Raw genomic sequence first — 21,552 nt, forward strand, 5'->3', positions numbered from 1 at the left:
CTCACCTTCGGGCCCCCCCTACTACCCCGCCCCCGCGGCCGCCCCCCCCCCCCCCGGGGGGGGGGGGGGGCCCCCCCCCGGGGGGGCGGGGGGGGGGGGGGGGGGCCCCCCCCCCACCCCGTACCCGCGGTCAGTCCGTCAGCTCGCTCGCGTACGGAGGTTCCGCACCCGGGCGTGTGCAGGTCAGGGCCGCGGCCCTCGCCGCGTACGACAGGAGGGCGGACCAGGCGCCGGCGTCCAGGGAGTCCACCGGGCGATCACCCAGGCCGTGCAGCAGCGCCGCGTTCACCGTGTCGCCCGCGCCGATCGTGTCCGCGACCTCTACACGGGCCGCCTCCACCGCCACCTCGAACGACGAGGTGAAGACCGTCAGCCCCGCGGCGCCACGGGTCAGGACCACCGCCGACGGTCCCCGCTTCAGCCACTCGGCCGGGGAACCGCCCAACCAGACGGCGTCCTCCTCCGAGAGCTTCAGGACCGAGACGTACGGCAGCCAGCCCGCGAAGCGCTCGCGAAAGGCGGCCCCGTCCGGGATCAGGCCCGGGCGGATGTTGGGGTCGAGCAGCGTGAGGGCGCCGCGCTCCGCCTCCCGCCGCAGCAGCGCCTCGTACGCGCTCGCCCCCGGCTCCAGGGCCAGCGAACAGGTGCCGAACGCCACCGCCCGCACCCCCGCCGGAAGCCGCTCCGGCAGGGCGAAGAGCCGGTCGGCCGTGCCCTCGACATAGAAGCCGTACTCCGCCGAGCCGTCCGCGCCCACCGACGCGACCGCCAGCGTCGTCGGCTCCGGGCCGCGCTGGACGAGCCGGTCCGAGACCCCCGCCGCCCGCAGACCGTCCAGCAGGGCCACCCCGAAGGCGTCCGTGGAGACGCGCGAGCAGAACGCCACCTCCGCCCCCAGCCGGCCGAGCGCCACGGCCGTGTTGTACGGACCCCCACCCGGCTTGGGTGTCAGCGGGGACAGGGCAGTGGCGCCGGCCCCCTCGGGGACCAGATCGATCAGGGACTCACCGGCGACGACGATCACGCCCGTGAACGTAACCCATGCCCCACGGACCACGACAGCCCCGCCGTAGCCCCCGCGACGGCCCCCACAGGCCCGCCGGTATCGTCGGTTCGGTCACCTCTTGCCCCGATCCCACCGTGGAGCGCTCATGTCCGGCCAGTCCACCCGCCGCACCGTTCTGAAAGGCGCCGCGCTCGCCGGGGCCGCCGGGCTGGGTGTCGCCGCCTGCTCCACGGAGTCCAAGCTCGGGCACGCCCAGGTGCCGACCCCGACCGCACCGGTCACGCTCGGCGCGCCCGAGGACGTACCGGTCGGCGGCGCCAAGCTCTACCGCGAGCAGCGGGTGCTGGTGAGCTGCCCGGCCAAGGGCCAGTACAAGGCGTTCAGCGCCCAGTGCACCCACGCCGGCTGCGTCCTCGACAAGATCGAGAACAACGAGGGCAACTGCCCGTGCCACGGCAGCCGCTTCGACGTGACCACCGGCAAGGCCCTCCAGGGCCCGGCGACCGTCCCGCTTCCCGAGGTCCCGGTCCGCGTCGAGGGCGGACAGCTGGTCGCGGGCCCGGAGGCGTAAGGCCCGGAGGCGTAAGGCCCGGTGGCGTAAGCCCGCACGCGTACGGCTCCGGGGCCAAGGCCCGGAACCGTCAACCGTGCCTACGCCCAGTCCCAGTCGATGCCCAGGATCCCCGGCCGTACCCCCTGCTCCACCAGGTGCACCGTGCGGTGCTGCCCGCTCAGCGTCAGATCCGAGCGGCCGCCGCGCGGGGCCCCGGCCGAGACCTGCGCGAAGCGCCGGCACCGCACCGGAAGGGCGGTCTCGTCGAACCGCACCTGGAGCACGTACTGCCCGCCCGCGAAGCTGAACCCGCGGACGTACTCCCCGCTCGGACCGCCCGTCCCGTCCTCGAAGCCGTAGCCGAAGAGGTACGTCTCCCCGGCCCGCAGCCGCGCGTCGAAGAGCAGCTCCGCGACCAGCACCCCCGTCTCCGCGTGCCACCGGACCCGCCCCGTCCGGCAGTTCTCCGTCGCCCGCACGACCACCCGCGAGGGATCGCAGCCCGGATCGCCGTGGTGGATGGCGAGATAGCGGTCGATCCCGTCCCGGTGCGCCCGCACCACGTGCTGGGAGTCCCGCCCCACCAGCTCGCGCCGCGCCCCGATGCGTACCCGCTCGTGGTGGCCGACCGTGTGCAGCCCGCCGTCCACCGGCGACTCCAGCGCGGCGAGCAGCTCCTCCACGGCCCCGGACGCCTCCACCAGCGAGCGGTACGAACGCGCCGCGGGCCGCTCCACGTCACCGCGCGCCGTCGTGTCCTCGGCCAGCAGCCGGATCAGCGAGTTCCCCGGCAGCTGGAGAACCTCCTCCAGGGCGCGCACGGCCTTCATCGACTCGGGCCGCTGCGGGCGGCGGGCGCCCTGCTGCCAGTAGCTGAGGCTGGTCACCCCGACCTTGATGCCCCGGTGGGCGAGGTGATGCTGCACCCGCTGGAGCGGCAGACCGCGCACCGCGAACGCCGTGCGCAGCGCCAGATGGAACGGTCCGGTGTGCAGCAACTGCGCCAGATCGGCCTCGGTGTGCCCCACGGGACTCCTCAGTGAACGTTCACGACTCAACAGACGGGGCACCGCACCGCCCACGGCGGTCCCGCAGGTGACGGGCGGGCGCGTGTTCACACCCGGGTCACAGCGTTCACAGCCCGCCGTCACCCCGCATTGAAGCGTGTTGACCCGTTCCGGACAACGCTCGATGCTCCTGAACAGCGTCCGGACGCGCTCCTCCGACTCCCCACATCCCCACCCCCCACCTCGGGAGGAACGCGATGCGCAGTAGAAAGCTGTCCCTGGCGGCACTCGCCGCTGCCGCCCTCTTCCTGCTTCCCATGTCGTCGGCGACCGCCGCGCCGACGAGCGAGGACGTCTCCACCCAAGCGGCCCTCGCGAACAAGCGGCTGAACATCACCATGCAGGCGCAGCAGAAGACCAACTGGTGCTGGGCCGCCGCCGGCAACACCATCGCGACCTGGTTCGGCAGGAACTACAGCCAGAACCAGTTCTGCAACGCCGCCTTCAACCGCCAGCAGGGCTACGACTGCCCCAACAACCAGGCCACCCTCGGCAATGTGCAGACCGGTCTGCGCTGGGCGGGCGTCAACCCCGGCTCGTACGTGACCGGCTGGCTGCGCTACTCGACCGTGCAGACCGAGATCAACGCCGACCGCCCGATCGAGACGCGGATCCAGTGGTCGAGCGGGGGTGGGCACATGCATGTGATCTACGGGTACGACGACGCGAACAGCTGGGTCTACTGGGGCGACCCCTGGCCGTCCAGCGACCGCTACAACTGGGCGTCGCACGCCTGGTACGTGGACAACAACTCCTTCTCCTGGACGCATTCGCTCTACCGGATAGGGGCGTGACGACGATGAACGCACGTGTACGCGCCATCGGCGCCGGGTTCCTGTCCGCCGCCGGCCTCGTCGCCCTCGGCGCGGTGCCGGCCGCCGCGGCCGACGCGCCGCCGACGGCGCCCACCCCGGAGAAGGCGGCGTCCGCGCCCGCGACGCTGGACACGCTCTCCCGGTTCTTCGCCCGCGACGGCGCCGTCGCGCGCTCGGCGGCCGCGCCCCGGATCGAGGGCGGGTCCGTCCCCGTACGGATCCTGTCCCCCGACTTCGTCGCGGGGAAGCCCGGCGCTCCCGTGGCCCGGGTCGAGTTCCACGCGAGCAAGGCGGTCGCCTCGGACGGGCAGACGGCCTCGCTGTGGACGGTGCGGCAGGCCGGCGGCTGGCAGGTGGTGAACATCGCCACCGGCGACGACGAGATCCGCTACACGGCGCAGGGCGCGCGGGCGCTGCCGGGCGGGGTCGTGTTCCGCGAGCCGCAGATCGACGCGTGGTACGTCCAGAAGGGCGCGAAGGTGCTCCCGCTGGACGAGGACGCGGTACGGGCGGTCGGGCGGAACGGCACGACCCTGGCCGCGTACCGGGACCGGGTCGTGAAGGCGTACGCGGACAAGCTCCCCGACTCGGCCTACGCGAAGAAGGGCTCGGCCGGCGGCTACGCCACCCCGCCCACGCCCCACGAGGAACCCCTGGTCACGGCGGCCTCGACGACGGCTGCGGCGGGCGCCGCGATCGCCCTGGGCCTCCTCGGCACGGCCGCCCGGCGACACCGCCGCCCGGCGAGCCGCCCACCCGTGGCCTGAACGCCGACCCGCAGAGCCTGCCGCCCCGCCGCCGGGGAGGGGCGGTGTCCCCCACCCCGCCCCTCCCCGAAACCCTGACGGGACGGGGGCTTCGGCCCCTCCCGAGCGGCGGCGCTGCGCCGGTGCGACGGGGCACGGGGTCGGGGACGGGGCTGCACCCGGCCGCCCTGCCCGCGGGCTCGCGTCGCAGCGCCAGCCGGGGCACCCTGCGGTTCCAGACCCACAGGGCGGCCCGCCGGGCCTCGGTCCGGCGGGCCGCCCAGGGCCCCCGGCCTCAGCGCGCCAGATAGCCCCCGTCCACCGGCAGCACCACCCCCGTGATGAAGGACGCCTCGTCCGAGGCCAGGAAGAGGATCGCCGCGGCCACCTCCTCCGGTTCGCCGAAGCGGGCCATGGGGTGCGCTCGTACGATGTCCGCCAGGTATTCCGCGCCGCCCGGTTCCACGCGGGCGGCGGCGACCCGTTCCGTTTCGATCGTGCCCGGGGCCACCGCGTTGACCCGGATTCCGCGGTCCGCCCACTCGACCGCCAGGTGCTTGGTCAGGCCCGAGGCCACGAACTTGGCCGGGCCGTAGACCGCCTGGCGGGCCTGGCCCGCCACCCCCGAGATCGACGAGGTGCAGACGATCGCCCCGCCACCGCCCTGCCCGGCCATCGTCTCGATCGCGTACTTGCAGGTCAGGAACATGCCCTTGCCGTCCACGGCCATGATCCGGTCCCAGTCCTCCCCGGTCGCCTCCACGACGTCGGAGAGGGGGATCACCCCTGCGTTCGCCACCAGGACGTCGAGCCGGCCGAACCGCTCCACCGCCGTCGCGATCATCCGCCGGGCGTCCTCGTCCCGCGAGACGTCGCCGACGACCGTCACCATGCCCTCGTCGAGCGTCGCGAGCCGCTCCGCGTCCACGTCGGCGGCCACCACCCGGGCCCCCTCCCGCGCGAAGCGCAGCGCCGTCGCCCGCCCGATCCCGCTCGCCGCGCCCGTGATCACGCACACCCGGCCCGCCAGCCGTCCTGTCGCCTCATTCGCCATGCCCGGCCAACGAGCGCACACGGTCTGAGTGTCGGTCGCCGCAAGTAGGGTGGGGAGCATGGCCGACCCCTCCAGCTACCGCCCCAAGCCGGGACAGATCCCCGACTCGCCGGGGGTCTACAAATTCCGCGACGAGCACCGCCGGGTGATCTACGTCGGGAAGGCGAAGTCCCTGCGTCAACGGCTGGCCAACTACTTCCAGCCGCTGGCGAGCCTGCACCCGCGCACGGCCACCATGGTCACCACGGCCGCCTCCGTGGAGTGGACCGTCGTCTCGACCGAGGTCGAGGCGCTCCAGCTGGAGTACTCCTGGATCAAGGAGTTCGACCCCCGGTTCAACGTCAAGTACCGGGACGACAAGAGCTACCCCTACCTCGCGGTGACGCTGAACGAGGAGTTCCCGCGCGTCCAGGTCATGCGCGGCCACAAGAAGAAGGGCGTGCGCTACTTCGGGCCGTACGCCCACGCGTGGGCCATCCGCGAGACCGTCGACCTGATGCTCCGCGTCTTCCCCGTCCGTACGTGCTCCGCAGGCGTCTTCCGCAACGCCGCCTCCGCCGGACGCCCCTGCCTCCTCGGCTACATCGGCAAGTGCTCCGCCCCCTGCGTGGGCCGGGTCACCCCCGGCGAGCACAGCGAACTGGCCGAGGAGTTCTGCGACTTCATGGCCGGCCGCACCGGCACGTACATCCGCCGCCTGGAGAAGCAGATGATGGCGGCGGCCGAGGAGATGGAGTACGAGAAGGCGGCCCGGCTCCGGGACGACATAGAGGCGCTGCGGCGCGCGATGGAGAAGAACGCCGTCGTCCTCGCCGACGCCACCGACGCCGATCTGATCGCGCTCGCCGAGGACGAGCTGGAGGCCGCCGTCCAGATCTTCCACGTCCGCGGCGGGCGGGTGCGCGGCCAGCGCGGCTGGGTCACGGACAAGGTCGAGGCCGTCTCGACGGCCGGTCTCGTCGAGCACGCCCTCCAGCAGCTCTACGGCGAGGAGAGCGGCGACGCGGTCCCCAAGGAGGTCCTCGTCCCCGCCCTGCCCGAGGAAGCCGACGCCGTCACCCAGTGGCTGAGCGGCCGCCGTGGCTCCCAGGTCTCCCTCCGCGTCCCGCAGCGCGGCGACAAGAAGGACCTGATGGAGACGGTCGCGCGCAACGCGCAGCAGGCGCTCGTCCTGCACAAGACCAAGCGCGCCAGCGACCTGACGACCCGCTCCCGGGCGCTCGAGGAGATCGCCGAGGCCCTGGAACTGGACTCCGCGCCGCTGCGGATCGAGTGCTTCGACATCTCGCACCTCCAGGGCGAGGACGTCGTGGCGTCCATGGTCGTCTTCGAGGACGGGCTGCCGCGCAAGAGCGAGTACCGCCGCTTCCAGATCAAGGGCTTCGAGGGCCAGGACGACGTCCGCTCGATGCACGAGGTGATCAGCCGCCGCTTCAAGCGCTACCTCGCCGAGAAGGAGAAGACGGGGGAGTGGGACCAGGAGGGCGTGGCCGTGGACGCCGAGGGCGACGCGGTGGACGCGGCGGACGCCGTGGGCGCTCTGCAGGACGGCCCGGGCACGGGCGGCCCCGGCGCAGTCGCCGGCCTCGGCGCAGCCGTCAGCCCCGGCACGGCCGCCGGCTCCGGCACCGCCGACAGCGCCGGCCTCGACGGTGCCCCCGTCCGGACCCGCCGGGCCAACGGCTCCGGCTCCGGACCGGCCGGCTCCGGCGAGGTGCCCGTCGACGACGGTCGTCCCAAGCGCTTCGCCTACCCGCCCCAGCTCGTCGTCGTCGACGGCGGGCAGCCCCAGGTCGCCGCCGCCCGGCGGGCCCTCGACGAGCTCGGCATCGACGACATCGCCGTCTGCGGCCTCGCCAAGCGCCTGGAGGAGGTCTGGCTGCCCGGTGACGACGATCCCGTCGTGCTGCCCCGCTCCAGCGAGGGTCTGTACCTCCTTCAGCGGGTGCGTGACACGGCTCACGACTTCGCCATCCGCTACCAGCGCTCGAAGCGGAACAAGCGCGTCAGGACCAGCCCCCTGGATGCGATCCCCGGCCTCGGCGACACCCGGAAGCAGGCTTTGATCAAGCATTTCGGCTCGGTGAAGCGGCTGCGACAGGCGACAATCGAGCAGATCTGCGAGGTCCCCGGCATGGGCCGCAAGACGGCCGAGGCCGTGGCGGTGGCCCTCGCGCAGGCGGCCCCGGCCGCACCTGCCGTGAATACGGCAACAGGAGAGATCATGGAAGACGACGGGGGCACCACCGCATGACCGCGCACGACCGCCACGATGAGCACGAACCGCACGAACCGCACGACAGAGAAGACGGAGCAGGACACGTGAGTACGGGCACGAAGGAGGCCGGCGAGACCGCCGACGCGGCGGCCATCCCCGAGCTGGTGATCATCTCCGGCATGTCCGGCGCCGGCCGGTCCACCGCGGCGAAGTGCCTCGAGGACCTCGGCTGGTTCGTCGTCGACAATCTGCCGCCCGCGCTGATCCCCACCATGGTGGAGCTCGGCGCCCGCTCCCAGGGCAACGTGGCCCGGATCGCCGTCGTCGTGGACGTCCGCGGCCGGCAGTTCTTCGACGCCCTGCGGGAGTCCCTCGCCGCCCTCGACGCCCAGCAGGTCACCCGGCGGATCGTCTTCCTGGAGTCCTCCGACGAGGCCCTGGTCAGGCGGTTCGAGTCGGTCCGCAGGCCGCACCCGCTCCAGGGCGACGGCCGCATCACCGACGGCATCGCCGCCGAGCGGGACCTGCTGCGCGAGCTGCGCGGCGACGCCGACCTGGTGATCGACACCTCCAGCCTCAACGTCCACGAGCTGCGCGCCAAGATGGACGCCCAGTTCGCCGGCGACGAGGAGCCGGAGCTGCGGGCCACCGTCATGTCGTTCGGATTCAAGTACGGGCTGCCCGTCGACGCCGACCTCGTCGTCGACATGCGCTTCCTGCCGAACCCGCACTGGGTCCCCGAGCTGCGGCCCTTCACCGGGCTGAACGAGGAGGTCTCGGCGTACGTCTTCAACCAGCCCGGGGCCAAGGAGTTCCTCGACCGCTACACCGAGCTGCTCCAGCTGATCGCCGCGGGCTACCGCCGCGAGGGCAAGCGGTACGTGACCATCGCCGTCGGCTGCACGGGCGGCAAGCACCGCTCGGTCGCCACGTCCGAGAAGCTCGCCGCCCGTCTCGCCGCGGAAGGGGTCGAGACCGTCGTCGTCCACCGGGACATGGGGCGCGAGTGAAGCCGTACCGTCGGCGTACGTCCACGCTCTCGGTGCGCACGCTCCGCAGGCGTGGCGCCCAGCCCAAGGTCGTCGCGCTGGGCGGGGGCATGGGACTGTCGGCCTCCCTCGCCGCCCTGCGCCGGATCACGGGCGACCTGACCGCCGTGGTCACCGTCGCCGACGACGGCGGCTCCAGCGGCCGGCTCCGGGAGGAGCTGGGCGTGCTGCCCCCCGGCGACCTGCGCAAGGCGCTCGCCGCGCTGTGCGGGGACGACGACTGGGGCCAGACCTGGTCCCGGGTCATCCAGCACCGTTTCCAGTCCAAGGGCGACCTGCACGAGCACGCGGTCGGCAATCTGCTGATCGTCGCCCTCTGGGAGCAGCTGGGCGACCATGTCCTCGCCCTGGACCTGGTCGGCAAGCTGCTCGGCGCGCACGGCCGGGTGCTGCCGATGTCCGCCGTGCCGCTGGAGCTCCAGGCCCTGGTCAGGGGGCACGATCCGGCACGCCCGGACGACGTGGACACGGTCCGTGGCCAGGCCACGGTGGCGCTCACGCCCGGCGACGTGCAGTCGGTGCACCTCGTCCCGCACGACCCGCCCGCCGTGCCCGAGGCCGTCGCCGCGGTCCGCGACGCGGACTGGGTGGTGCTGGGTCCCGGCTCCTGGTTCTCCTCGGTGATCCCGCATCTGCTGGTCCCCGAGCTGCTCGACGCGCTCACCGAGACCAAGGCCCGCAAGGTCCTCTCCCTCAACCTCGCGCCGCAGCCGGGAGAAACCGAAGGGTTCTCTCCGCAGCGTCATTTGGAGGTTTTGGGACGACACGCCCCTAAACTCGCCCTGGACGTGGTGCTGGCCGACGAGGCCGCCGTGCCCGATCGCGAGTCCCTCGCCGACGCCGCCAAGCGGCTCGGCGCCGCGGTCGAGCTGGCGCCGGTGGCCCGTGCCGACGGTCTCCCGAAGCATGATCCGGAGCTGTTGGCCGCCGCGTACGACCGTATTTTTCGGATGCATGGAAGGATCGGCCCATGGCGATGACGGCAGCGGTGAAGGACGAGATCTCCCGGCTTCCCGTCACCCGGACCTGCTGCAGGAAGGCAGAGGTCTCGTCGATCCTGCGGTTCGCCGGCGGCCTGCACCTGGTGAGCGGGCGGATCGTGATCGAGGCGGAGCTGGACACCGCGATGGCGGCGCGTCGACTCAAGCGGGACATCCTGGAGATCTTCGGGCACAGCTCGGAACTGATCGTGATGGCCCCCGGCGGTCTGCGGCGCGGCTCCCGCTTCGTCGTACGGGTGGTGGCGGGCGGCGACCAGCTGGCCCGGCAGACCGGCCTGGTCGACGGCCGCGGCCGTCCGATCCGCGGGCTGCCCCCGCAGGTCGTCTCGGGCGCGACCTGCGACGCCGAGGCCGCCTGGCGGGGTGCGTTCCTGGCGCACGGCTCGCTGACGGAGCCCGGGCGCTCCTCCTCCCTGGAGGTGACCTGCCCCGGTCCGGAGGCCGCGCTCGCCCTGGTCGGTGCGGCGCGCCGGCTGAGCATCGCCGCGAAGGCCCGTGAGGTACGGGGCGTGGACCGGGTGGTCGTCCGGGACGGGGACGCCATCGGCGCCCTGCTGACCCGGCTCGGCGCCCACGAGTCGGTGCTTGCCTGGGAGGAGCGGCGGATGCGCCGCGAGGTCCGCGCGACCGCGAACCGGCTGGCGAACTTCGACGACGCCAACCTGCGCCGCTCCGCGCGCGCGGCCGTGGCCGCCGGCGCCCGGGTTCAGCGTGCCCTGGAGATCCTCGGCGAGGAGGTGCCCGAGCACCTCGCCGCCGCCGGCCGGCTGCGGATGGAGCACAAGCAGGCCTCTCTGGAGGAGCTGGGCGCGCTTGCCGACCCGCCGCTGACCAAGGACGCGGTCGCGGGCCGGATCCGCCGTCTGCTGGCCATGGCCGACAAGCGGGCGCAGGACCTGGGCATTCCCGGAACGGAGTCGGGTCTCACGGAGGAGCTGGACGACAGTCTCGTCGGCTGACCCGATCCGCTCCCACCCCAACTCACCGCTGCCGGTGCCTTTCTGAGGCATCGGCAGCACCCGTTCGGCGCGCATGGCACCCTTGACATGATCATGAATGATCATGAGCCTGGCGTCTGTTCACTTTCGTGGCAGACAACAGCAAGGGGGGCTTATGAGACGCAGAGCGAGATCGATCCTCGCCGCGGCTTCACTGCTGATCGCCGGACTGGCGGCGGCACCCGTCGCCGGAGCGGAACCGAACGGCGGGGACGGCGGCGACGCCCTCTCCGTATGGCGCGCGAAGGTCAGCAAGGAACAGGTGCCGCTTCTCCTCGAAGCCGGCACCGACGGCCACGAACTGACCGAACAGGTGCCCGACAAGGGCTCCGCCACCCTCGAGCTCTACCTCACCGACAAGCAGGCCGGACAGCTCCGCGCCAAGGGCGTCGAACTCGCCGAGCACACCCTCTCCGACCCGGCCGAGAAGCGGGTCGCCGGAGCCGGGGACGGCGTCTTCCGGCCGTACGGCGGCGAGAACGGGCTCAAGCAGGAGATCCTTGCCACCTCCCAGGCCCACCCGGACCTCACGAAGGTCGTCTCCATCGGCAGGACGGTGAAGGGCCAGGACATCCTCGCCCTCAAGGTCACCAAGGGCGCCAAGAAGGCCAAGGACGGCACCCGGCCCGCCACGCTGTACATGTCCAACCAGCACGCCCGCGAGTGGATCACCCCCGAGATGACCCGCCGGCTGATGCACCACTACCTCGACGGCTACGGCAAGGACGAGCGGGTCACGAAGATCGTCGACTCCACCGAGCTGTGGTTCGTGCTCTCCGCCAACCCGGACGGCTACGACTTCACCCACGCCGACCCCGAGAACCGGCAGTGGCGCAAGAACCTCCGCGACAACAACGGCGACGGGCGGATCGAGCCCGGCGACGGCGTCGACCTCAACCGCAACTTCGCCTACAAGTGGGGCTACGACAACGAGGGTTCGTCGCCCGACCCGGCCGACGAGACGTACCGCGGCACGGGCCCGATGTCCGAGCCCGAGACCAAGGCCCTCGACGCCTTCCAGAAGCGCATCGGCTTCCAGTACGGCATCAACTACCACTCCGCCGCCCAGCTGCTGCTCTACGGCGTCGGCTGGCAGGTCGCCACCGACACCCCCGACGACGTGGCGCTCGAGTCGCTCGCCGGCACCCCGGAGAAGTCCGCCGTCCCCGGCTACCGGCCGCAGGTCTCCTCCGAGCTCTACACGACCAACGGCGAGGCCGACGGACACGCGGCCAACGTCAACGGGATGCAGATGTTCACCCCGGAGATGTCGACCTGCGCCACCGCATCCCGGGTCGACCCGAACGACGCCTGGCTGCCCGCCGACTGCGCCTCCGTCTTCACCTTCCCGGACGACGAGAAGCTGATCCAGGCGGAGTTCGCCAAGAACGTCCCGTTCGCGCTCGCCGTCGCCGAGACCGCCGCCCACCCGGACCGGCCCGTCTCCGTCACCGGCCACGACGCCCCCGACTTCACCCCGCACACCTTCGCCACCTCCTACGCCCGCGGCGGCGACCAGGAGGTCTCCGTCACGGCACGGAAGTCGCTGCGCTCCAAGGAGCTCAAGTACCGGGTCAACGGCGGCCGGACGCACACCGAGCGCCTCGACGCCTGGGACGGCGGCGAGACCTACGGCGGCGAGGACAACCTCTACTTCGACCAGTACCGGGCCGAGGTCGAGGACGCCGAACCGGGCGACACCGTCGAGGTCTGGTTCACCGCCCGCACCCGTGAGGGCAGGGCGACCTCGTCGACCCCCTTCACGTACACCGTGGCCGACCGGCCCCGTGGTGATGTGCTCGTCCTCGCCGAGGAGGGCGGCACCGCCGCCGCGCAGCACACCGCCGCCTATGTGAAGGCGCTCGCCGACAGCGGCCGCAAGGCGGCCGTCTGGGACGTCGCCACTCAGGGGGTCCCGGACGCGCTCGGCGTGCTGAGTCACTTCCGTACGGTCGTCTGGTACACCGGCGCAGAGCAGCCCTCCGGGCCGGTCACGCTGGCCGTGCGGGACTACGTCAACGAGGGCGGCAAGCTGATCAACGCCGGTGAGAAGGCCGGCGGCCTCGTCGACATCGGCCGGGCGACGTCGAACGACTTCGCCCAGTACTTCCTCGGCGCCTACCACCGCGCCGGGCTGAAGAACCCGCCCGCCTTCGCCGGCTCCGGCCGGTTCGGGGGTCTCACAGCGGGCCTCGGCGGCGCGGCGGACAACCCGCTCGACAACGCCGGCGCGTACACCGTCACCTCGGACACCCTGAAGCCGGAGCAGTTTCCGCAGTTCGGCAGCAGCGCGTCCGCCGGCGACTACCCGGGCGTCCGCACCCCCTTCGAGCCCTACGAGGGCGCGTACTTCGGGGCCGCCCGCCACTCCGACAACACCTGGACCCGGCTCAGCCGCACCGTGGACCTCACCGGCGTCGACGCGGCCGCCTCGCCCAGCCTGCGGTTCCAGGTCAGCTACGACACCGAGCCCGGCTACGACAACCTCGTCGTCGAGGCCCACACCGTCGGGCAGGACGACTGGACCACGCTGCCCGACGCCAACGGCGGCACCTCCACCGCCGCCCCGGCCGACTGCGGCGAGGGCTACTACGTCCGGGGCCATCCCTTCCTCGCCCACTACCTGACCGTCGGCGAGGACGGCTGCGCCACCACCGGTACCACCGGCTCCTGGAACGCCTTCACCGGCCCCTCCAACGGCTGGCAGCAGGCGTCGGTCGACCTGAGCGCCTACGCGGGCAAGCAGGTCGAGCTGTCGATCTCGTACATCTCGGACCCCGGGACCGGCGAGATGGGCGCCTTCGTCGACGACACCGCGCTCGTTGTCGGCGGCACGCCGGGCCAGAGCGAGGGCTTCGAGACCGCCCTCGGCGCCTGGTCCGTACCCGGGCCGCCGGCCGGCAGCCCGGGGAACGACACCGACTGGAGCCGCTCCGCCGGGCTCTTCCACTCCCAGGCCGCGGTCGCCACCCGGGACACCGTGCTCCTCGGTTTCGGCCTGGAGCACGTCCGGAATCCGGGCGAGCGCGCCACACTGATCCGCAAGGCGCTCGGCGTGGTGCACGGCTGAGCGGACGCCCGCACCTTTGATCACAGTCAGTGATCCGGACGAAAGCCGCACCGTGGCCTGAACCCGTCGGTAGTAACGGGCCACGGTGCGTTCCCGGGGTTTACGGCCGCACAGGATGTCACTCTGAGCCGATGGGAGAGGTAGGGTCGTAAGCGGTCGGGGACATCCCTAAAAGAATCTCGCCGGCGTCGAAACCCGGCGTACCTAACGAGGAGATCGGTTCGTGACGATCCGCGTAGGCATCAACGGCTTTGGCCGCATCGGTCGCAACTACTTCCGCGCGCTCCTTGAGCAGGGTGCCGACATCGAGATCGTGGCTGTCAACGACCTGGGTGACACCGCGACCACTGCTCACCTGCTGAAGTACGACACGATCCTGGGACGCCTCAAGGCCGAGGTCACCCACACCGCCGACACCATCACCGTCGACGGCCACACCATCAAGGTGCTCTCCGAGCGCAACCCGGCCGACATCCCCTGGGGTGAGCTGGGCGTCGACATCGTCATCGAGTCGACCGGCATCTTCACCAAGAAGGCCGACGCCGAGAAGCACATCGCCGGTGGCGCGAAGAAGGTCCTCATCTCGGCTCCGGCCAAGGACGAGGACATCACCATCGTCATGGGTGTCAACCAGGACAAGTACGAGCCGGCGAACCACCACGTCATCTCGAACGCCTCCTGCACCACCAACTGTGTGGCGCCGATGGCCAAGGTTCTCGACGAGAACTTCGGCATCGTCAAGGGCCTGATGACGACGGTCCACGCGTACACCAACGACCAGCGCATCCTGGACTTCCCGCACTCCGACCTGCGCCGCGCCCGCGCCGCCGCGGAGAACATCATCCCGACCACGACCGGTGCCGCCAAGGCCACCGCCCTGGTCCTCCCGCAGCTCAAGGGCAAGCTGGACGGCATCGCCATGCGCGTCCCGGTCCCGACCGGCTCGGCCACCGACCTGGTCGTGGAGCTCCAGCGCGAGGTCACCAAGGACGAGGTCAACGCCGCGTTCAAGAAGGCCGCCGACGACGGCGACCTGAAGGGCATCCTCTACTACACCGAGGACCCGATCGTCTCCTCGGACATCGTCAGCGACCCGGCGTCGTGCACCTTCGACTCCTCCCTGACCATGGTCCAGGAGGGCAAGTCGGTGAAGATCCTCGGCTGGTACGACAACGAGTGGGGCTACTCCAACCGCCTCGTCGACCTCACCGTCTTCGTCGGCAACCAGCTCTAAAGCCTCCGGAACCGGCACCTCGATGTGAGCACAGGGCTCGGACAGCGCGATGATGCGCTGTACGAGCCCTGTCTCGTGTGCTTCACCGCGTACCAAGGAGTCAGTAGAAGATGAAGACCATCGACGAGCTTCTCGCCGAAGGCGTCGCCGGCAAGCGCGTATTCGTCCGCGCCGACCTCAACGTGCCGCTGGACGGCACCACCATCACCGACGACGGCCGCATCCGCGCCGTCCTCCCCACGGTCAAGGCGCTCGCCCTGGCCGGCGCCCGGGTCGTGGTCGCCTCGCACCTGGGCCGCCCCAAGGGTGCCCCGGACGCGGCGTTCTCCCTCGCGCCGGCTGCCGCGCGCCTGGGTGAACTCCTCGGAACCGACGTGGCGTTCGCGACCGACACGGTCGGCGAGTCCGCGAAGGCGACCGTCGCGGGCCTCGCCGACGGCCAGGTGGCCGTCATCGAGAACCTGCGCTTCAACGCCGGCGAGACCTCCAAGGACGACGCCGAGCGCGGCGCCTTCGCCGACCGCCTCGCCGAGCTCGCCGACGTGTACGTCAGCGACGGCTTCGGTGCCGTGCACCGCAAGCACGCCTCGGTCTTCGACCTCCCGGCCCGGCTGCCGCACGCCGCCGGCTACCTCATCGCCAAGGAGGTCAGCGTCCTGCGGAAGCTGACCGCCGACGTCAAGCGCCCCTACGTGGTCGTGCTCGGCGGCGCCAAGGTCTCCGACAAGCTCGCCGTCATCGACGAGCTGCTCGGCAAGGCCGACCGCCTTCTCATCGGCGGCGGCATGGCCTACACCTTCCTCAAGGCCAAGGGCTACGAGGTCGGCATCTCCCTCCTCCAGGAGGACCAGATCCCGAAGGTGACCGAGTACATGAAGCGCGCCGAGGAGACCGGCGTCGAGCTCGTGCTCCCCGTCGACATCCTCGCCTCGGCCGAGTTCCCGGACCTCAAGGGCAAGACGCCCGCCGAGTTCGTCACGGTCGACGCCGACGCGATCCCCTCCGACAAGGAGGGCCTCGACATCGGTCCGAGGACCCGCGAGCTGTACGCCTCGAAGATCGCCGACGCCGAGACCGTCTTCTGGAACGGCCCGGTGGGCGTCTTCGAGCACCCCGACTACGCCGGCGGCACCCGCGCCATCGCGCAGGCCCTCCTCGACAGCAGCGCCTTCACCGTCGTCGGCGGTGGCGACTCGGCCGCGGCCGTGCGCACGCTGGGCTTCGACGAGAATGCCTTCGGCCACATTTCGACCGGCGGCGGCGCCTCCCTCGAGTACCTCGAGGGCAAGACGCTCCCCGGCCTCGCCGCACTGGAGGACTGAACACCTGTGAGCAGCACCCGCACCCCGCTGATGGCGGGCAACTGGAAGATGAACCTCAACCACCTCGAGGCCATCGCCCACGTCCAGAAGCTCGCCTTCGCGCTGACCGACAAGGACTACGACGCCGTCGAGGTAGCGGTCCTGCCGCCCTTCACGGACCTGCGGTCCGTCCAGACCCTGGTCGACGGCGACAAGCTCAAGATCAAGTACGGCGCCCAGGACGTCTCGGCGCAGGACTCCGGTGCCTACACCGGCGAGATCTCGGGCGCGATGCTGGCCAAGCTGAAGTGCACCTACGTCGCCGTGGGCCACTCCGAGCGCCGGCAGTACCACGCCGAGACGGACGAGATCTGCAACGCCAAGGTGAAGGCCGCGTACAAGCACGGTCTGACCCCGATCCTCTGCGTCGGCGAGGGCCTGGACATCCGCAAGGCGGGCAACCAGGTCGCGTACACCCTCGCGCAGCTCGACGGTGGACTGAAGGACCTCCCGGCCGAGCAGGCCGAGTCCATCGTGATCGCCTACGAGCCGGTGTGGGCCATCGGCACCGGCGAGGTCGCCACGCCCGAGGACGCGCAGGAGGTCTGCGGGGCCATCCGCGGCCGTCTCGCGGAGCTCTACTCCCAGGAGCTGGCCGACAAGGTCCGCATCCAGTACGGCGGCTCGGTCAAGGCCGGCAACGTGGCCGCGATCATGGCGCAGCCCGATGTCGACGGTGCCCTGATCGGCGGCGCGGCGCTGGACTCCGACGAGTTCGTCAAGATCGTCCGCTTCCGCGACCAGTGATGTGAGCAGCGAGTAGGCGGTAGCGACGATCCGTCGTACCCTTGCGGGGGTCGGGCAGGACCTGCCCGACCCCCGTCCGTTTCAGTCCGAGGAAGTTGGTCCAGCCGTGGTTATGGGGTTCTCGATCGCCCTGATCGTCTTCAGCGCGCTGCTGATGCTGCTGGTGCTGATGCACAAGGGGAAGGGCGGCGGCCTCTCCGACATGTTCGGTGGCGGTATGCAGTCGTCCGTCGGTGGCTCCTCGGTTGCCGAGCGCAACCTGGACCGCATCACCGTCGTGGTCGGCCTGCTGTGGTTCGCGTGCATTGTCGTACTTGCGCTTCTGATGAAGTTGGACGTGTAACTCCAATCACTGGACGCGCGTTGGGCCTTACGTAGACTGGGGCATCTTCGAGCACCATCACGCAGGGAGTTACGACCGTGGCAAGTGGCAACGCGATCCGGGGAAGCCGGGTCGGAGCGGGGCCGATGGGGGAGGCCGAGCGGGGCGAGTCGGCACCGCGCCTCCGCATCTCCTTCTGGTGCTCGAACGGGCACGAGACGCAGCCGAGCTTCGCCAGTGACGCACAGGTTCCGGAGACGTGGGACTGCCCGCGCTGCGGCTTCCCGGCCGGTCAGGACCGGGACAACCCGCCGGACCCGCCGCGCACCGAGCCGTACAAGACGCACCTCGCGTACGTACGCGAGCGGCGCAGCGACGCGGACGGCGAGGCGATCCTCGCCGAGGCGCTCGCCAAACTGCGCGGCGAGATCTGAGCGTGGTGTGACGGTGTGACGAACGGGCCCTGCCCGCGAAACGATTCGCGGGCAGGGCCCGTTCGCGTATCGACCGGCCGGAGCGTCAGCGGTGGTTGTCGGCGGTATGGGCGGTGAGGGCCATCGCCGCGGTGGCCCGCGCGTACGTCAGCTGCGCCACGCGCGCGTAGAGGCAGTCAAGGATCAGCAGCACCGAGTGCCGGGTCCCGAAACCGCCGCGCCGGAAGCTGGTCTCCGCCGAGGTCGAGGTCAAGCCGGATCGTGGCGGCGCGGGCGACGGGGGAGTGGGGATCGCCCGTCACCGCGACCGTACGCGCGCCCCGCTCGGTCGCCAGTCGCAGGGGGCCGAGGACCTCGCGGGTCGCCCCGGAGTGCGAGAGCGCCACGACCGCGTCGGCGGGCGTCAGGAGGGCCGCCGAGGTCTCCGCGGCGTGCACCTCGGTCCAGCCGCGGGCGTCGCAGCCGATGCTGAAGAGCCGCGCCTCGGTCTCCAGGGCCACCACGCCGGAGGCGCCGACGCCGTACACGTCGATGCGGCGGGCCTTGGCGAGGGTCTGCGCGGCTCGCTCGAGCGCGTCGAGGTCCAGGTGCTCGGCGGTCCGGCGCAGGGCCTGGGCATCGGCTTGGGCGACCGTGTGTTCTCGCCTTGCTCCTGGGCGAGGGCCAGCAGCAGCTGCTGGTACGAGTCGAGGCCGAGGGCCCGGCAGAAGCGGGTCACGGTGGCCTGGGACGTACCGGTGAGGGGACGGGGGGTCCGGGCAACGTGCTCGGCTGCCACGAGCGCAATGCGGTCCTGGAGGCCCGCTACGAAGGGCGGTTGCACCGCGGTGGGCACTGACTGTCAGTGGCGCCCCCTAACGTCGTACGGGAAAGATCGCGGTCAGGGGGAGGGGTTCATGACTACGGCGCAGGAGACGGTGGGCACCCGGTCGGCGCCCGCCTGGCGGGGCGGGTACGGCCGGCTGTGGACGGCGGCCGTCGTGTCCAAGTTCGGTGACTCCCTGCGCGCGGCCGCCATGCCCCTGCTCGCCGCCTCCCTCACCGACGACCCGTTGCTCATCGCCTCCGTGACCGCCTGCGGCTATCTGCCGTGGCTGTTGTTCGGGCTGCTCGGCGGCGCGGTCGCCGACCGGGTCGACCAGCGGCGCGCCATGTGGGCCGTCGACCTGGTGCGCGGCGGGCTGATGGCCGCCTTCGCCTTCGCCGTCGCGCTCGGCCACGCCTCGCTCGCCCTGCTGCTCGTCCTCGCCTTCGCCCTCACCACCCTGCAGACCCTCTTCGACAACGCGGCCACCGCCCTGCTGCCCTCCCTGGTCCCCGCCGACACCCTTGCCGGGGCCAACGCCCGGCTGATGACCGGTCAGCAGCTCGCAGGCGGCCTTCTGGCCGCACCCCTCGTCCCCGCCCTGCTCCTCGCCGGAGCCGCCGTCCCGTACGCCGCCGACGCGGCCAGCTACGTCCTGGCCGCGCTGCTCGTCGCCTCGCTGCGGATCGACGCGCCCGAGCGGCCGCCCCGCAAGGCCGGTGCCACCCTCCGCGGCGACATGGCCGAAGGGCTAGCCGCCCTGTGGCAGGACCGGTTCCTGCGGTGGCTCTGCACCGCCACGACCCTGTGCAACATCGGTATGGGGGCGCTGATCGCCACCCTCGTCCTCCACGTCACCGGCTGGCTCGACGCCGGCGACGGGGGATACGCCGCCGCCGTCACCGCGTACGCGGCGGGCAGCGTCGCGGGTGGTCTCCTCGCCGTACGGATCTCGCGAAGGACCGGTCGGATACGCGGGATTCTTCTCGCCGGGACCGTTCAGACGGGTTGCCTGGCCGTGATGGGAGCCGTCCACGGGCTCGGGGTAACGATCGGGGCCATGGCGGTGTTCGGCCTCATGGGAACGGTGTGGAACGTGAACCAGGTGACGCTGATGCAGGAGCGCAGCCCCGAGGGGATGCTCGGCCGCATCAGTGCCGCCTTCCGCACCCTCGCCGTCGGCGGCGCCCCGCTGGGCGCGCTGCTCGGCGGCGCGGTGGCCGCCGCCTGGGGACTGAACACACCCGCCCTGCTGGCGGCGGCGCTGTTCGCGCTCGCCGTTGCGTCCTTGGCCCCGCTGATCAATTAGGTTGGAGTGGCAGCGGGGCAAGCAGGCAGGAAGAGAAGAAGTAGGCGATGTCCGAGATGAATGCAAATCAAGGCAGTGCGCGAAGCGCTCCGCAGAAGGGTGGCGGTGGGCGACGGGATGGGCGTACGAGGCTCAACCGGATGCCGGAGTGGGCCGCCCTCGGGAAGCACCGTGAGCAGGTGGGCGACACGCACCTGCGCGAGCTGTTCGCCGCCGATCCGGGGCGTGGCACCGCGTACGCGCTGCGGGTCGGCGACCTGTATCTGGACTACTCCAAGCACCTGGTGACCGACGAGACGCTGGCGCTGCTGCGCGAGCTGGCCGCGGCGACCGGTGTGGCCGAGCTGCGCGACGCCATGTTCCGCGGCGAGAAGATCAACACCACCGAGGACCGCGCGGTCCTGCACACCGCACTGCGCGCCCCGCGCGAGGCCGTCGTCGAGGTCGACGGCGAGAACGTCGTCCCGGGCGTCCACGCCGTGCTCGACAAGATGGCCGCCTTCGCGGACAAGGTCCGCGCCGGCGAGTGGACCGGCCACACCGGCAAGCCGATCAAGAACATCGTCAACATCGGCATCGGCGGCTCCGACCTCGGACCCGCCATGGCCTACGAGGTCCTGCGCTCCTACACCCAGCGGGATCTGACGTTCCGTTTCGTCTCCAACGTCGACGGCGCCGACCTCCACGAGGCCGTCCGCGACCTCGACCCGGCCGAGACGCTCTTCATCGTCGCCTCGAAGACCTTCACCACCATCGAGACGATCACCAACGCCACCTCCGCCCGCGACTGGCTCCTCACCGGCCTGCGGGCCGACCAGGAGGCCGTCGCCCGGCACTTCGTGGCCCTGTCGACCAACGCCGAGAAGGTCGAGGACTTCGGCATCGACACGGCCAACATGTTCGAGTTCTGGGACTGGGTCGGCGGACGCTACTCCTACGACTCCGCCATCGGCCTCTCCCTGATGATCGCCATCGGCCCGGACCGCTTCCGCGAGATGCTCGACGGCTTCCACCTCGTCGACGAGCACTTCCGCACCGCCCCGGCCGAGGAGAACGCGCCGCTGCTGCTCGGTCTCCTCGGTGTCTGGTACGGCGCGTTCTTCGACGCCCAGTCGCACGCCGTCCTGCCGTACTCGCACTACCTGTCGAAGTTCACCGCCTACCTCCAGCAGCTCGACATGGAGTCCAACGGCAAGTCCGTCGACCGGGACGGCAACCCCGTCGACTGGCAGACCGGACCGGTCGTCTGGGGCACGCCCGGCACCAACGGGCAGCACGCGTACTACCAGTTGATCCACCAGGGCACCAAGGTCATCCCCGCCGACTTCATCGGCTTCGCCGAGCCCGTCGCCGATCTGCTCCCGGGTCTCGTCGCCCAGCACGACCTGCTGATGGCCAACTTCTTCGCCCAGACCCAGGCGCTGGCCTTCGGCAAGACGCCCGAAGAGGTACGGGCCGAGGGCGTGGCCGAGGAGCTCGTCCCGCACAAGACCTTCCAGGGCAACCACCCCACGACCACGATCCTGGCCAAGGAGCTCACGCCCTCCGTCCTCGGACAGCTCATCGCGCTCTACGAGCACAAGGTGTTCGTCCAGGGCGCGATCTGGAACATCGACTCCTTCGACCAGTGGGGCGTCGAGCTCGGCAAGGTCCTCGCCAAGAAGATCGAGCCGGTGCTGACGCGGGGCGAGGGCGGTGACGAGCTCGACGGCTCGACCGCCGGGCTCGTCGCCACCTACCGCTCGCTGCGCGGAAGGTAGAAG

Annotated in this window: 18 protein-coding genes and 1 pseudogene; 15 read left to right on the top strand and 4 right to left on the bottom strand. The window is 71.5% G+C overall.

Translation table 11 applies throughout. The features are described 5' to 3' along the window. Positions 1 to 130: 130 nt before the first annotated feature. On the bottom strand, positions 131 to 1,024 hold the full coding sequence (locus tag ACFV9D_RS25685; RefSeq protein WP_385150687.1) for a carbohydrate kinase: 894 nt from the start codon (positions 1,022 to 1,024) through the stop codon (positions 131 to 133). Positions 1,025 to 1,151: 127 nt separating this feature from the next. On the opposite strand from ACFV9D_RS25685, the gene ACFV9D_RS25690 reads away from it, so the two are divergent. Further along, on the top strand, positions 1,152 to 1,577 hold the full coding sequence (locus tag ACFV9D_RS25690) for a Rieske (2Fe-2S) protein (RefSeq protein WP_385150690.1): 426 nt from the start codon (positions 1,152 to 1,154) through the stop codon (positions 1,575 to 1,577). An 80-nt stretch (positions 1,578 to 1,657) separates the two neighbouring features. Here ACFV9D_RS25690 and ACFV9D_RS25695 read toward each other — a convergent pair whose 3' ends face one another. After that, positions 1,658 to 2,587 (bottom strand): hypothetical protein, encoded by a 930-nt coding sequence (locus tag ACFV9D_RS25695; RefSeq protein WP_385150693.1) that lies wholly within the window; start codon positions 2,585 to 2,587, stop codon positions 1,658 to 1,660. A 236-nt stretch (positions 2,588 to 2,823) separates the two neighbouring features. On the opposite strand from ACFV9D_RS25695, the gene ACFV9D_RS25700 reads away from it, so the two are divergent. Both ACFV9D_RS25700 and ACFV9D_RS25705 read left to right on the top strand, forming a co-directional pair. Beyond that, complete coding sequence (locus ACFV9D_RS25700) at positions 2,824 to 3,420, top strand: papain-like cysteine protease family protein (protein WP_385150696.1); 597 nt, start codon at positions 2,824 to 2,826, stop codon at positions 3,418 to 3,420. A gap of 5 nt (positions 3,421 to 3,425) precedes the next feature. Continuing rightward, complete coding sequence (locus tag ACFV9D_RS25705; RefSeq protein WP_385150699.1) at positions 3,426 to 4,208, top strand: hypothetical protein; 783 nt, start codon at positions 3,426 to 3,428, stop codon at positions 4,206 to 4,208. A 274-nt stretch (positions 4,209 to 4,482) separates the two neighbouring features. Here the strand turns inward: ACFV9D_RS25705 and ACFV9D_RS25710 are convergent, their stop codons facing one another. Then, entirely contained in the window at positions 4,483 to 5,241 is a 759-nt protein-coding gene (locus tag ACFV9D_RS25710) for an SDR family NAD(P)-dependent oxidoreductase (protein ID WP_385150702.1), read from the bottom strand. Positions 5,242 to 5,299: 58 nt separating this feature from the next. On the opposite strand from ACFV9D_RS25710, the gene uvrC reads away from it, so the two are divergent. The 10 genes from uvrC to ACFV9D_RS25760 all read left to right on the top strand — a co-directional run bounded on the left by uvrC (position 5,300) and on the right by ACFV9D_RS25760 (position 17,675). Further along, complete coding sequence (uvrC, locus tag ACFV9D_RS25715; protein ID WP_385150705.1) at positions 5,300 to 7,495, top strand: excinuclease ABC subunit UvrC; 2,196 nt, start codon at positions 5,300 to 5,302, stop codon at positions 7,493 to 7,495. Further along, positions 7,492 to 8,469, top strand: coding sequence for an RNase adapter RapZ (rapZ, locus tag ACFV9D_RS25720; protein ID WP_385150708.1), 978 nt, complete (start codon positions 7,492 to 7,494; stop codon positions 8,467 to 8,469). Before uvrC ends, rapZ begins: the two co-directional genes overlap by 4 nt. Then, positions 8,466 to 9,488, top strand: a complete 1,023-nt coding sequence (gene yvcK, locus ACFV9D_RS25725) for a uridine diphosphate-N-acetylglucosamine-binding protein YvcK (protein WP_385150711.1) — start codon at positions 8,466 to 8,468, stop codon at positions 9,486 to 9,488. Before rapZ ends, yvcK begins: the two co-directional genes overlap by 4 nt. Further along, positions 9,479 to 10,468 carry a DNA-binding protein WhiA gene (gene whiA / locus ACFV9D_RS25730; RefSeq protein WP_329121920.1) on the top strand — a complete coding sequence of 330 codons (990 nt, stop codon included), beginning with the start codon at positions 9,479 to 9,481 and terminating at the stop codon, positions 10,466 to 10,468. The genes yvcK and whiA overlap by 10 nt, the downstream gene beginning before the upstream one ends. Positions 10,469 to 10,622: 154 nt before the next feature. Continuing rightward, positions 10,623 to 13,577: a M14 family zinc carboxypeptidase gene (locus ACFV9D_RS25735; RefSeq protein WP_385150714.1), complete on the top strand. Its 2,955-nt coding sequence runs from the start codon at positions 10,623 to 10,625 to the stop codon at positions 13,575 to 13,577. A 223-nt stretch (positions 13,578 to 13,800) separates the two neighbouring features. Next, on the top strand, positions 13,801 to 14,811 hold the full coding sequence (gap, locus tag ACFV9D_RS25740) for a type I glyceraldehyde-3-phosphate dehydrogenase (protein WP_385150717.1): 1,011 nt from the start codon (positions 13,801 to 13,803) through the stop codon (positions 14,809 to 14,811). A gap of 110 nt (positions 14,812 to 14,921) precedes the next feature. Next, positions 14,922 to 16,133, top strand: coding sequence for a phosphoglycerate kinase (locus ACFV9D_RS25745; protein WP_385150720.1), 1,212 nt, complete (start codon positions 14,922 to 14,924; stop codon positions 16,131 to 16,133). A gap of 30 nt (positions 16,134 to 16,163) precedes the next feature. Then, entirely contained in the window at positions 16,164 to 16,919 is a 756-nt protein-coding gene (gene tpiA, locus ACFV9D_RS25750) for a triose-phosphate isomerase (protein WP_385151056.1), read from the top strand. Between the two features lie 112 nt (positions 16,920 to 17,031). Continuing rightward, positions 17,032 to 17,262 (top strand): preprotein translocase subunit SecG, encoded by a 231-nt coding sequence (secG, locus tag ACFV9D_RS25755; protein WP_137990086.1) that lies wholly within the window; start codon positions 17,032 to 17,034, stop codon positions 17,260 to 17,262. Between the two features lie 77 nt (positions 17,263 to 17,339). After that, the gene (locus tag ACFV9D_RS25760) at positions 17,340 to 17,675 is read left to right on the top strand and encodes an RNA polymerase-binding protein RbpA (RefSeq protein WP_003976875.1); all 336 of its coding nucleotides are present in this window, start codon (positions 17,340 to 17,342) and stop codon (positions 17,673 to 17,675) included. An 85-nt stretch (positions 17,676 to 17,760) separates the two neighbouring features. Here ACFV9D_RS25760 and ACFV9D_RS25765 read toward each other — a convergent pair. Continuing rightward, a pseudogene (locus tag ACFV9D_RS25765) lies at positions 17,761 to 18,414 on the bottom strand (MurR/RpiR family transcriptional regulator); the annotation flags it as partial. A 157-nt stretch (positions 18,415 to 18,571) separates the two neighbouring features. Between ACFV9D_RS25765 and ACFV9D_RS25770 the strand changes: the two are divergent. Together ACFV9D_RS25770 and pgi are read left to right on the top strand one after the other, a co-directional pair. Beyond that, complete coding sequence (locus ACFV9D_RS25770) at positions 18,572 to 19,789, top strand: MFS transporter (RefSeq protein ID WP_385150723.1); 1,218 nt, start codon at positions 18,572 to 18,574, stop codon at positions 19,787 to 19,789. Positions 19,790 to 19,845: 56 nt separating this feature from the next. After that, a complete protein-coding gene (pgi, locus tag ACFV9D_RS25775) occupies positions 19,846 to 21,549 on the top strand; it encodes a glucose-6-phosphate isomerase (protein WP_385151059.1) in 1,704 nt (567 codons plus the stop codon). Positions 21,550 to 21,552: the final 3 nt, after the last annotated feature.

The sequence above is a fragment of the Streptomyces sp. NPDC059875 genome, from assembly GCF_042731085.1.
GTDB lineage: Bacteria > Actinomycetota > Actinomycetes > Streptomycetales > Streptomycetaceae > Streptomyces.

Coding starts and splice junctions, on each gene's coding strand:
- ACFV9D_RS25770 (WP_385150723.1), top strand. CDS start 18,572: ATGACTACGGCGCAGGAGACGGTGGGCACCCGGTCGGCGCCCGCCTGG.
- rapZ (WP_385150708.1), top strand. CDS start 7,492: ATGACCGCGCACGACCGCCACGATGAGCACGAACCGCACGAACCGCAC.
- ACFV9D_RS25735 (WP_385150714.1), top strand. CDS start 10,623: ATGAGACGCAGAGCGAGATCGATCCTCGCCGCGGCTTCACTGCTGATC.
- ACFV9D_RS25690 (WP_385150690.1), top strand. CDS start 1,152: ATGTCCGGCCAGTCCACCCGCCGCACCGTTCTGAAAGGCGCCGCGCTC.
- tpiA (WP_385151056.1), top strand. CDS start 16,164: ATGGCGGGCAACTGGAAGATGAACCTCAACCACCTCGAGGCCATCGCC.
- ACFV9D_RS25705 (WP_385150699.1), top strand. CDS start 3,426: ATGAACGCACGTGTACGCGCCATCGGCGCCGGGTTCCTGTCCGCCGCC.
- uvrC (WP_385150705.1), top strand. CDS start 5,300: ATGGCCGACCCCTCCAGCTACCGCCCCAAGCCGGGACAGATCCCCGAC.
- pgi (WP_385151059.1), top strand. CDS start 19,846: ATGAATGCAAATCAAGGCAGTGCGCGAAGCGCTCCGCAGAAGGGTGGC.
- ACFV9D_RS25700 (WP_385150696.1), top strand. CDS start 2,824: ATGCGCAGTAGAAAGCTGTCCCTGGCGGCACTCGCCGCTGCCGCCCTC.
- secG (WP_137990086.1), top strand. CDS start 17,032: ATGGGGTTCTCGATCGCCCTGATCGTCTTCAGCGCGCTGCTGATGCTG.
- ACFV9D_RS25710 (WP_385150702.1), bottom strand. CDS start 5,241: ATGGCGAATGAGGCGACAGGACGGCTGGCGGGCCGGGTGTGCGTGATC.
- whiA (WP_329121920.1), top strand. CDS start 9,479: ATGGCGATGACGGCAGCGGTGAAGGACGAGATCTCCCGGCTTCCCGTC.
- ACFV9D_RS25745 (WP_385150720.1), top strand. CDS start 14,922: ATGAAGACCATCGACGAGCTTCTCGCCGAAGGCGTCGCCGGCAAGCGC.